Raw genomic sequence first — 12,319 nt, 5'->3', positions numbered from 1 at the left:
GTTAGATTTTAATTTTCGGTACAAATGTAAAAAAGAGACGCTAAAATTATTGCTAAAAAAGAAATGGCCGCCAAATGGCAGCCATTTCCTGTAGGTAAACTTTTTCCTGCTACTGGGCATCCCACCATACTCTTCTTGTGAGAGTCGTGTTTGAAGGGGTATTGGTATTGTACCTTACCTCACTGCTCGGATAATAAAGTGACCTTGGCAATGAACCATTCAGCACATTACCCGAAGGAGCCGTCAGCACCGGATAACCGGTTCTGCGCCAATCTGTCCAGGTTTCGGGGCTTAGGAACAACGCAATGTACTTCTGTACTATAATATCCTGCAACGTGATGTTCGCAGCTGTTTTTGATACGTTTGCCAGGTAGGCTGTATTATTCACAGTTCTCTTCAGGTTAGCCGATACAGCCTCATTATAGGCAGTAGCTGCTCCGGCTGTGTTGTTGCCATTCCGTAGCTGTGCCTCTGCCTCGATAAACTTCAGCTCATCGTAAGACATAAAGTACACCGGAGAATTGGCAGAACCGTACAGAGAACCCAGTAATGTACTGTCGGAAGGATCAAAGTAAACGCTGTACCTTGGATCACCTGCCGCATACATCAGATCGTTCAGGTAGCCATCGAAAGTGATATCTGCACGCTGGTCGTTGAACTGGAACCAGGGATTCTGGGTCGTTACCGCGGTACTACCCACAAAGTCGATAAAGGCGCCTTCACCTTCTTCGAACCCTTCTGCTACCTGAGCCAGACAGTTGGTCACTGCTGAAGAATTTACCTTTACTGTATGCAGATAGAATTTTGCTTTCAGGGAATGTGCAAATTTCAGCCACATAGTCAGGTCTCCCTTATACATCAGGTCATCCGTTTTACTGGGCTGAAACGCGGCACCGTCATCTGTACTTAAATAAGTGATCGCTCTATCCAGCAATGCATGAATTGTGTCATACAAAGCCTGTTGTTTATCGTATTTGGGAGATGTATTATTCAATCCCTTAAAGGCTTCTGAATAAGGCACATCGCCCCAGAAATCTGTTACCTGGCCGAGATTGGTTGCCATCAGGACCATTCCGATGGCTGCATAGTGCAGCTGGCCATCAGCAAGGGCGATTTTAATCAGTGTATCACAATTGGACATGATTCCTGCATAGAATCCACCATTCCACATGTTATCCACGTCGTCGGGTGTCAGATTGTAGAGACTATAGTTTGCAGACTGGTTGGCGGCACCGGTTGTCTGCTGCATAAAAAGTGAAGGGAAACGGGAAGCATCGCCACCCCAGTTGTAAGCTGAAGTGAGCTCCACCCCTGCTAACATGGAAGAAGGTGTTGGATTGTGCAGCTTTGAAGGATCTTCGTTGATACCGTCATAAAAATATGCCCGTTTACAACCTCCTGCCGCTATCACTAATATCAGGACCGGTATTAAATATTTTATTGTTCGTAACATGATCTTACTTTTTAACGATTTAGAAATGGAACTTCAAATTCAGACCAAAACTGGCTGTACCAGGCATATTGAAGTAGTCAATACCCTGTGCATTTGTAGCACCTGTCAAACTTGTTTCCGGGTCGATCCCTTTGTAGGGTGTCCATAAAATAATGTTACGTGCAAACGTACTTACCGTGATACCCCTGATAAATTTAGATTCTTTGAATCCTTTGAAATCGTAGGATAAGGTTACTTCACGCAGTTTTACATAAGAACCATCATCGATGAAGCTCTCTGTCTGCGCACCGAATCCACCACCATTCCCCTGATACCATGCCTGATCCAGGGCTACAGCGGTAGTATTGGTAGCACCAGCACCAGCTACTTCTGCACCACCTGCGTTGTGTACCAGTTCTCCGGCGTCATTCAGATGGCCCAGCACACCTGCGAATGTGTGTTGGGAACCTCTGTCCAAAGTATATTTGGAAGTACCAATCGCCATGAGTGAACCACGGGTACCATTCCAGATATCTCCTTTATGTTTCCAGTCAATCAGTGTATACAGTGAAAATCCTTTGTAGCTGAAGGTGTTACCAAATCCCATCAGGAATTTAGGGTTAGGATTACCTACGGCTCTTTGTTCTGTGGATACAACCGGGTAACCGTAGTCATCGCTTTTATCGCTGATTACGATATTGCCTTTATTATCTCTCAGCCATCCATATGCATAGATGATACCTGCTGGTTCGTTAGGCAGGTGTGCGATGACTGTACCGGTAAAACCATTTACAGTGATCTGGCTGATACCAGGCGCCAATTTCAGTACTTTACTCCTGTTCATGGAGTAGTTAATGTTCATATCCCAGGTAAATGGTCTGTCTGCGATAATCTTTCCTGTCAGGGTTACTTCCACACCATTGTTCCGGATACTACCTGCATTGAGGGTCACGAACTGGAAGCCTGAAGTACCTGCTATTGGTGATTGAACGATCAGATCAGTACCTTTTGAATAGTAATAGGTCGCATCCAATCCTATTCTATTGTGTAAGAACTGGAGTTGCAAACCGGCTTCGTATGAAGTTGTTTTTTCTGGTTTCAGACCTGGGTTCCCCAATACGTTGTCAAGGAAGAAGCTACCTTTACTGTCATAAGGGAAAGATACCCCTGAGGTGTAGCCATCCGCAAATGTAGTTGGTGCGAAGAAGGAGCGGGTACGGAATTCACCGGGGTCCTTACCTACCTGTGCTACTGATAAACGGATCTTACCAAAACTCAGCACGTCATTATCCTTCAGACCTTCCAGCTCTGTAAATGCCCAACCTAAGCTGGCAGATGGATAGAAGAAGGAGTTGCTGTTTTTAGGTAAAGTAGAAGACCAGTCATTACGGCCGGTTATTTCCAGGAACAACATTGATTTGTAATCCAGGTTGATATCAAAATATCCGGATACCCTTCTATAGGGTGTAATAAAATTATAGGACTTCTGTACAGTGGCATTACTGATATTGTCATATCCTGCAGCTGTCAGACCATCACCCTGGGTATACAATTCATCCAGCTTACGGGAATAATAGTTGTTACCCAACTTGATATCCATTCTGAAATCTTTGGAGAGTTGTTTTGCCCAGGTCAGGATCGCATCTGAGTTCACACTTCTATAAGTATACCTGTCGTCAAATACACGACCACCGGAATAGGCACCAGATTGTATTTCGTAATACTGGTGGCGGTTATCCTGGTAGACGTCCGTACCCAACCTGTAAGTGAGGGAAAAGTCTTTCCAGATATTCCAGTCCAGTTGTGCGCTACCGATCAGGCGGTTCACATTTGTTGTATATGGGTTTTTATTGATCGTCCAGTAAGGGTTGTCATAGATACCATTTCTGTAAGATCTTACCAACCCATTTGATAACAGATAGGTTTTAGGATTATCTGCTTTGAGTCCTCCATTTGAGTTATCAAAAGAGATAGGGGTTCTTGTTAGACCCAGCATGATACCTGACGTATTACTACCGTTCTGAGGCATATTACCACCATCATTGGTATAGCTCATATTTGCAGAGACTTTCACCCTTTCGGAGACTTTCAATGTCCCTGCCATGGAGATGGTGGTGCGGGCATAAGTTTGCAGTGGTACGATAGAGTTCTGGTACATGTGGGAAACAGACATGCGGTAAGTAGCTGCATCTGTACCTCCTGTAAAGGAGAGCGAGTTATTGTAAGTGGCTCCTGTACGCCAGAAATCTTTGGTGTTATCATAAGGAACAAACTTGGTTTTTGCAGAAGGGTTAGAGGCACCCACCACATTACCATGTTTATCAAATTCATTCGCATTGCCATCCCAGAAAAGGGTATCAATATTAGCACCCCAGGAATACCTGTTGCTGGAACTGAATGGTGCAATAGTACCGCCGGATCCTTTTACATATTGTTTCTGGATACCAGGCAGGCGGTTCACGACATCGAAGGAAACACCGGTACTGAAATCGACCTGCATTCTACCCGCTTTACCTTTTTTGGTGGTAATAATGATGGCACCATTTGCCGCGTCGATACCATACAATGCCGCAGCGGCAGGGCCTTTTAAGACGGAGATACTTTCAATGTCTTCAGGATTGATATCAGCGCCACGGTTGGTGTTGGTGGCCCCTTGCAGCAGGTTGTTACTACCATCTGAAGGGTCCCCGGAATAGTTTTGTCCGTTGTCCACAGGTATACCATCTACTACAAACAGTGGCTGGTTATTTCCTGTGAGGGAATTTGTACCTCTCAATTTAATGAAAGTTGCGGCGCCGGGTGTACCTCCGGAACCGATGACCTGCATACCGGCCACCTTTCCTGACATGGCCCTGAGCGCATCGCCCTGACTGGCTTTGGTGAGTTCGTCACCTTTTACGTCTTGTACGGCATAACCCAGTGCTTTCTTTTCACGTTTGATACCGAGACCTGTAACAACGACTTCCTGGAGATTTTGGTTGTCTTGGGTAAGGGAGATGTTGACCACTCCTCCGCTACTTGCAGGCACTTCTTTCATGGTGTAGCCGACGCTTCGGATCTGAAGGGTTACATTGTCGGCGTCCAGGGCTAACTTAAAATTTCCGGATTGGTCTGCGGTAGTACCTCTGGTAGTTCCTTTGACCTGAACTGTAGCAAACGGAACGGGTGCACCATCAGGGCCGGTGATCTTACCGGTAACCATACGCTGTTGCGCATGTAACCCTGTGATGAGACTAACAATAATGAACAAGGTAAGTAAGTGCTTAAACATAGATGTGCTGATTTATTATTATTTACCATGTGGCACGAAACAGGTATATACCGCTAAGCAGTACAGTTCCATGTGGCACGGCATAGAATAAAAACTTACTACTAAATGTATCCTGACGGTTTGGGATTAGGACATGGTTGTTCGTTTAGATTTTAGTTTCCGTAAAGTAGTATAACATACAATTGTTACAAATGGTTCATTCGCGCCGGAAGGTATGAAGATTTGGTGCGGTAGTAAGGACAGCGAGGCGTTGGGGAGTTACTTTTTTTAACCTGATAAGATAATGGATCACAGCACATTAAAAAAGGTTACCGGTAAAAACCGGCAACCTTTTTCTATAATTAGGGTATTGCTTATTAAAATTTATCCCAGAATAATTTTGTTTCTACCTTATCACCACCAATGGCTGAAGCTGCTTCATTATAATTCGCGGTATTCAGGTTCTGCTCTGCTATTGGATAGGTGAAACGTACGGGGTATCCGGACTGTGCCTTTGGCGGAGGAACCAGCTGTGGATAGTCCAGGTGACGCTGTGCTGTCCAGGCATCAAAACCGCGATTATACAGTGCGATCCACTCCTGCATACCGATTTTTTGTTTCCAGTCGCCTGCTGCGGTCAGGTAGTTGACATCGGTTCTGGCGAGATAAGCCACTGCATCTTCTTCGGTACCACCCCAATATAATATGGAGTTGGTAATTGCATTGCTATAATGGGTAGCCGCAGTACCACCTACTGCCCAGCCTCTCTCTATTGCTTCCGCCCTGATGAACTCGACTTCTGAATAATCGATGAACACACCTGGCAGGTCTTTCTTTTCTAACAGGGGACCCGGATGGGAGTAGTTTGCGTATGGGCTCTTCACACCATTTGTACCACCTTTATAGATACCGCCTATTGTTGTGAAATAGAAAGGTCTTCTCGGATCTTCTACTGAGTTGATGTAATCAACAAATGTGTTGGAACCTACGAAGTCCTGACGACCGCTTTGAACCAGGTCTTCCCACAGTGGGTTTGTATTTGGCGGAATAGTTGAGTAGGGGAATTTTGCATATTCGCCCTGTGCATCAAATGCACCGGCAGAGGCCTCAGTAACAATGGTTTTTGCAGTTGCAGGATCAACATCTGCCAGCAAAATACCCAGGCGTAACTTCAGGGAGTTGGTAAACTTCTTCCAGTTTACAATTTCATCGCTGCTGAACAGCATGTTGGAAGACCCCATACCTGCTGCACTTTCGTCGAAGTTAGCGAGGTCTGCATCCAGACGTTTAATCAGATCGGTATAAATAGTATGAGCATCATCATATTTATTGAACAGGTTGTCTGCAGTCAGTGAAGAGGAATAAGGTACATTGCCGAATGTGTTCACCAATACAGAGGTACCATATACTGACATTACATCAATTTGTGCCAGCATATTTTTCTTCACGGTTGCGTCTGTATTGACATCTGCTTCCAGTACCTTTTTGGCTTCCTGCAGGTCCATCAGTGCATCTGTGTAGAAAGCATCCCAGAAGTTGTCAGGAATTGTTCTGGTTACGAGGTTATAATTACTTTCATCGATGTAAGTCGTCTCTGTCCATTGCTGTACAATGAGCCTGAAGATACCCAGGTTTACATTGGTACTGGTGATTGCATCTGCCATTTCTTTTGTGGCACTTGCATACAATGCAGCCGGACTAACGGCCGCTGGTTTATTTGGATCTGTATTTAAGTCGGTAATATTTTTTGTACAGGATACTGTAGACAGTATACCCATAGCAGCAAAGGAACCGTATATGATATATTTTTTCATTTTTGCTTTTTTACTTTTTTAAAACATCTGATCGCACAGATTAGAAACGTAATCTCAGGTTAGCACCGAAAGTTCTTACTGCAGGATAAGCACCTACTGTGAAGCCCTGTGAGTTACCGGAGCTGAGTGCATCATCAGGATCTGCATAAGGCAGATTCTTGTGGATGATCCACAGGTTGCGACCTGTCAGAGAGAAATCTACTCCTTTGAATGGATTGATATGTCTGATAACGGATGTTGGTAAAGAGTATGTCAGCGATAATTCGCGCAGTTTGATATAGCTTGCATCGTATACGAATGCTTTGTCAGGATTGTAGTAGTAACCATAGGTACCGTATTCGTTCGCAATACGTGTAGTGTTTGGTTTACCGTCTTCAGTTACACCAGGCATAATAACGCCACCGCCTTCGCTGAGTGGTGCTCTCGACTCATTGCCCAGATCATTGAGTTGTGCGGTTTCCGGCAAGATACCTGTAGCCAGACCATAGTACATATCCAGTGAGAACATGTCTCCACCATGACGTACGTCGACCAGGAAGCTCAGGGCCAGGTTTTTATATTTCAGTGTGTTGGAAATACTACCAATCCAATCAGGATTTACATTGCCAATTGTGTGGTTTGAAGTGTTGGTGATTTCATAATAACCATCTGCATCTACTACTTTCTGACCATCTTTGTAAATGAAATCAGATCCGGTGATAGTTCCATAAGGCTGTCCTAATACTGCATTCACAGTAATACCACCCTGGTAGTCACGCAGCTGCAGCTTGTCGATGCCAGGCAGTGATACCACCTTGTTACGGTTACGTGACCAATTCACATTGATGGTCCAGGAGAAGTCTTTTGTTTTGATTGGTGTACCGAATACAGACAATTCAATACCCTGGTTCCGGATGTCACCGGCGTTGATCACTTTATAATCATAACCGGTACTAGTTGATACAGGCAGAGGAACGATCTGGTCAACAGTATTCTGTCTGTAATAGGTTGCATCAAAACCTAAACGGTTGCCGAAGAAAGACATTTCAAGACCTGTCTCGAAGCTCTTTGTTTTTTCAGGTTTCAGGTCAGGATTATACTTGGTACCACCTACTGAAGCCAATGGAACACCATCGATACCGGTTGGTACATCGTAGTAGTTCATAGTATACAATGCAGGTGCTGTATTACCCACCTGTGCCCAGTTTACTCTCAGTTTACCATTAGATAACCAGGTAGCTTGTGGCAAGAGTTTGGAGAATACAAAACCGAGAGAGGCAGAGGGATAATAGTAACTATTATTGCCTTTAGGCAGTGTAGATGACTGATCTCTTCTCAGGGTCAGATCAAGGAATAATAATTCTTTGAAACCAAAATTAGCTGCACCATACACACCATCCACTTCTTCTCTTGTAGTAATTTGTGTGGGTGCTTCCATTGGGTTAGCTGTGTTCAGCAGGGCATACAGACGTGGGATGAGGAGACCGCCGTTAGTAGACGATAAGATAGAGTTCACATTCGTCTGTCTTACGTTACCACCCAGGATACCTTTGAAGGTCAGGTCTTGTGTGATGTTCTTGTTGAAGTTCAGCATCAGGTCGTAGTTATACTCACTGAAAGTACGTTTGAACTCACTGTATTTTGAAGGATCGATAGAGCCGATAGCGGTTCTTTCTTCCTGATGTTCATTGTAAGTATCCAGTGACACACGACCGATTACGTCTAACCAGTCAGCTGCTTTATAGTTCAGGTTGATATTGCCGAAGTGACGGGTACGACCATCTGTTTCGTAGTTCTCATACCTGGTCCAGTAAGGGTTATCCCAGAAAATTGGTTTCAGTGATCCTACATCTGCCTGGTTCCAGGTGATGTTACGTTTTTCAACGAAGTACATGTCTTTTTGTTCCTTTACATCTACGTTGGTTTCCCACCACTGCCGCATATTTGTCATCAGGTTTTTGGAATCATAACCTGTACCATAACGACCAAGACCATCGATCATCGTAGTGTTTACGGAAGCACTTGCGGTTAACTTGCTGGAGAGATTGTAAGATGCGCCAAAGTTGATCAGGTCCTTTGCAATACGGCTATTAGGCATGATACCTTTGTCGATGAATTTTGAGTAACCCAGTTTGAAATAACCTTTATCGCTGGAGCCATCTACAGAGATACTGTTGCTCGTACCTACAGCTGTTTCAAATATCGCACTTGGATTGTTCGAAGCGGCAACCCAGGGGCGGGTTTTCATATAGTAAGGAGACTTGTCATAGAAAGCATCCCAGTGGTATACCTGTAAGTTTGGATCAAATTTACCACCATAGGAAGCGTCTTCTGTAACCGGTACTACGCGGTCATCCACGCCATCGCCGTTCACATCGGTGTAGTAGAAATAACCGTCTGGAGAACCATATCCAGAGCCATACCCAGCACCATATTTATTCTGATATTTTGCAAAGGTAGAAGGATCGTATTTACCTACATTCACACCTGTATTGAAGGTAACTCCTAATCCTCTTGAGCCTTTTTTAGTAGTGATCATCACCACACCGTTGGAAGCGCGGGAACCATACAACGCGGTAGCAGCTGCACCTTTCAGTACGCTCACAGATTCAACATCGTCGGGATTGATATCGGCTGCGGCATTACCGTAGTCATAACCACCCCTACCTCTCAACTGATCGTCGGTGTTGGTGTTAGAGTTATCGATAGGTACACCATCTACCACGAAGAGTGCCTGGTTGTTGCCAGTGAGGGATTTTGCACCACGCAGCACGATGTTGGTAGAACCGCCGAGTGTATTATTCTTACGAATTTCAAGACCAGAAACTTTACCTGCCAGAGAAGTGGTAATGTTTACATCTCTTGTTCTGTTCAGTTCTTCGGGTGTAACTGTCTGAGCAGAGTAAGGCAGTTCATTTTTATTTCTCTTTACGTTGAGAGCTGTTACTACTACTTCCTGCAGGTTCTGGTCATCAGATTTCAATGCGACAGTAACCGTACCGGATGCACCTACCGGAATATTCTGAGATATATAACCCACGCTACGCACGATCAATACGGCATCTGGTTTTGCATTCAGTTTGAAAAATCCATCCTGATCTGTAGTTGTCCCAGTGTTTGTTCCTTTGATTTGTACAGTGGCAAAAGGTACAGGTGAACCGTCCGGACCGGTAACTTTCCCTGTAACCTGGCGCTGTTGCGCATACGTCAGGGTTACACTCACCATGAGTATGGTGAAAAAGAGTAACGCTCTTTTCATAAACGATTTAAATTTTTAGTTGACAATAAAAAATATATAGGTTCCCCTGGTGTTGACTATGAGTTAAATAGGTTCCCCTAGACCAATAAGTTTATTAGCACACAGTTAACTGTTATTACGATTTAGACTGTACGATTTAGTTTGTTGAATTCTTATTAGCACACAGTTAACTGTAATTGAGATTCAGATTTTTACGATTTAGTTGTTGACTGTTAGTCAGCACGCAGTTCGATAGTATTACGATTTAGTTAATTGAATTTTTATAACTCCCTTAGCTGTAAGGGTGATTTAGGTTTTACGATTTAGTTGTTGACTATTAATCAGCACGCAGTTTAGTTAGTATTTCGATTTAGTTGTTGAATTTTGTTACACACTTAACTATTGCAGTGATCTAGGTTTTACGATTTAGTTGTTGACTATTAATCAGCATACAGTTTAGTTAGTATTTCGATTTAGTTATTGAATTTTTGTTACGCACTTAACTGTAGTTGTGATTTAGGTTTTACGATTAAGTTGTTGACATATTAATCATCACACAGTTAGTTACGATTCAGGTTTTACGATTTAGTTTTTATTGTTAAAAAGGTACCATCCGGGATGAAGGCGGCAAGAACCTGGATGGTAATTTGAAACTCAGAATGACTTTTATCCTAGTTCATAAGCAAAACGTACTGCTATACTGCCGTACACAGGTTGACAAAGTATTCGTAAAATGTAAACAGGATAAAGAGCTACTGGCCTCTTTCATAATTACGATTTAGATTTTGGTTGAGGAGCACAATTTAGAGAAAAATATTACTCACCACCAAGAAAAATTTAACCTTTTTTTAAGAGTGCATTTTTTTTGCATATGTATAGAAATTATTTGCAATATCCTATATGAGAAAATTTAACATTCGATAACACTTCAGTTTATGCGCTATTTTAGCATTTTTGAGGTGTTTTATTGAATATGTTATCAGATTTAGTGCATTTTTTAAGATATTATGAAACATTTACCTTGATAGAAGGATGGTAGTATTTTGTGTTGGTCAGATGACATATGTCACTTGTAATGTGATGGGTCCTCCTGCTTCTATCCTTGCCCATGCCTGCAGATGTTTGCCTTTTTTCCATCTCAGCGTGCAGCTTTGTTTGGTTCCATTGCCATAAAGTTGGGATAAATTGTAATCGTATAATACACTTCGGTCAGGAATATAAAATCTTGTCTCTGTACCTCCGGTACTATACCAGATATAGTTGAGTGTACAGCGCAAAGGCCATTGCGGTAATTGCCAGGTCAGCTCCTGCTGGTACAGGCCGCCGAACTGTTTTCCTCCTTCATCCTGCCAGCTATTTGCTTCAACGCGTGTTTTCCAGGTCCACCCTTTGGCGGGTGATAGTGACAGCTGGCACCTGTAATCCTGGTGAATGGTTTGGATCATGGGGGGAAGGAAAACGTCTGTTTTAGATTGTTGAAATTTTTGTTTGTATTGATACCGGAAGTAGAGACGTGTTTCTTTATCTGGTGTGTAAGTGACTGCTGCAAATAATTCCTGTCCATCTGAGGGGGCGTTGGTTTTATATTGTAACCAGGGGAAGTGAAAGATATCTGCATAGACGTCCAGTTGCCAGTGTTTGATACTATGAATACTCATCCCGGTATATATTCCTTCTTCATTGACTGGCCGTGAATTTTCTGCCATGGCGTTGGCATGAATGGGTTGGTAGTGTGTATCGTAATTGCGGTAAAACATGGCGAGATCGGCTATCTTTCCGATGCCGGCTAGCATGCCTATGATCATCGCTTTTCCATTATTAAAAGCAAATTCGCCAAACAAATGATAGTTGCGTACAGAGATGGCGTAATCCATTCCTATGTTAGGATTGAGCCAGTTAATACCAATATGGGCCTGTGGTAGGTTGTACGAGATATTTCCGCCTATTTGCTGCATTGAAAGGATAGCGGTCGTCTGCCACCTGCCCTGTTGCAATGTGATCGCCGCGCCCCTGTTTACACCGGCTGAATTGGAGCCTCTGATAAGGCTGCCTTCTCTTTTGATATGTGTGATCATTCCATTTTTACCCAGTGCATATCCCTGCCAGTTTATTAGACCTTGTCCCATATTTACCGTGAAGTCACCGATAGCAAGAGATTTAATTTTGCGGTGGTTACTGATGGAATAATAGGCGCTGTTATTGTTCTTTTTTAACTGTATGCCTGTTGTGGATGAGCGGTATCTGAAGAGATTATTTCTCAACAAAATAGTGTGTTCTCCTTTTTCTGTTGCAGGCATTTCTGATACGGTAACGTAAGGTAAGATCAGCTGGATGGTGGTTTCATCAAACCCGGGAACAGCCTGCAATTCGTAGATGCTTAACAACTTTCCGAATTGCTTTTTATAACTGATCAATTCATCGATTTGTAAGGTTGTTAACAAACCTAAGGAAGTTAGTTCAGCCACATCTGCTTTGTTCAGTGACAAAGGATGTTTTCTGTACGATTCCAATTGCTGCCATTGCATATCATCATTGACGATATCGTCTTCCTGTCTTGCACAGGCTATTAATGGAATAGAGATACAGATCCATATCAACATGGATAA

The 12,319-nt window shown here is 43.3% G+C and carries 5 protein-coding genes; all 5 read right to left on the bottom strand.

Features of this window, described 5'->3' with window-relative positions; all coding sequences use genetic code 11:
- Positions 1-109: 109 nt before the first annotated feature.
- Positions 110-1,453 (bottom strand): SusD/RagB family nutrient-binding outer membrane lipoprotein, encoded by a 1,344-nt coding sequence (locus ABDW33_RS02860; protein ID WP_343688558.1) that lies wholly within the window; start codon positions 1,451-1,453, stop codon positions 110-112.
- A 19-nt stretch (positions 1,454-1,472) separates the two neighbouring features.
- Complete coding sequence (locus ABDW33_RS02855) at positions 1,473-4,703, bottom strand: SusC/RagA family TonB-linked outer membrane protein (protein ID WP_343688557.1); 3,231 nt, start codon at positions 4,701-4,703, stop codon at positions 1,473-1,475.
- 356 nt (positions 4,704-5,059) lie between these two features.
- Positions 5,060-6,496 (bottom strand): SusD/RagB family nutrient-binding outer membrane lipoprotein, encoded by a 1,437-nt coding sequence (locus ABDW33_RS02850; protein ID WP_343688556.1) that lies wholly within the window; start codon positions 6,494-6,496, stop codon positions 5,060-5,062.
- Between the two features lie 40 nt (positions 6,497-6,536).
- Positions 6,537-9,734 (bottom strand): SusC/RagA family TonB-linked outer membrane protein, encoded by a 3,198-nt coding sequence (locus ABDW33_RS02845; RefSeq protein WP_343688555.1) that lies wholly within the window; start codon positions 9,732-9,734, stop codon positions 6,537-6,539.
- A 1,031-nt stretch (positions 9,735-10,765) separates the two neighbouring features.
- Positions 10,766-12,313, bottom strand: a complete 1,548-nt coding sequence (locus ABDW33_RS02840) for a helix-hairpin-helix domain-containing protein (RefSeq protein WP_343688554.1) — start codon at positions 12,311-12,313, stop codon at positions 10,766-10,768.
- Positions 12,314-12,319 lie beyond the last annotated feature (6 nt).

Origin of the sequence: Chitinophaga sp. (assembly GCF_039596155.1) — a bacterium.
In the GTDB taxonomy this organism is placed as follows: Bacteria; Bacteroidota; Bacteroidia; order Chitinophagales; family Chitinophagaceae; genus Chitinophaga.
This window is presented reverse-complemented; position numbering and strand designations above follow the sequence as displayed.

Bases quoted from the DNA above. Each gene is read 5' to 3' on its own strand.
- ABDW33_RS02860 (WP_343688558.1), bottom strand. From the start codon at position 1,453: ATGTTACGAACAATAAAATATTTAATACCGGTCCTGATATTAGTGATA.
- ABDW33_RS02855 (WP_343688557.1), bottom strand. From the start codon at position 4,703: ATGTTTAAGCACTTACTTACCTTGTTCATTATTGTTAGTCTCATCACA.
- ABDW33_RS02850 (WP_343688556.1), bottom strand. From the start codon at position 6,496: ATGAAAAAATATATCATATACGGTTCCTTTGCTGCTATGGGTATACTG.
- ABDW33_RS02845 (WP_343688555.1), bottom strand. From the start codon at position 9,734: ATGAAAAGAGCGTTACTCTTTTTCACCATACTCATGGTGAGTGTAACC.
- ABDW33_RS02840 (WP_343688554.1), bottom strand. From the start codon at position 12,313: ATGTTGATATGGATCTGTATCTCTATTCCATTAATAGCCTGTGCAAGA.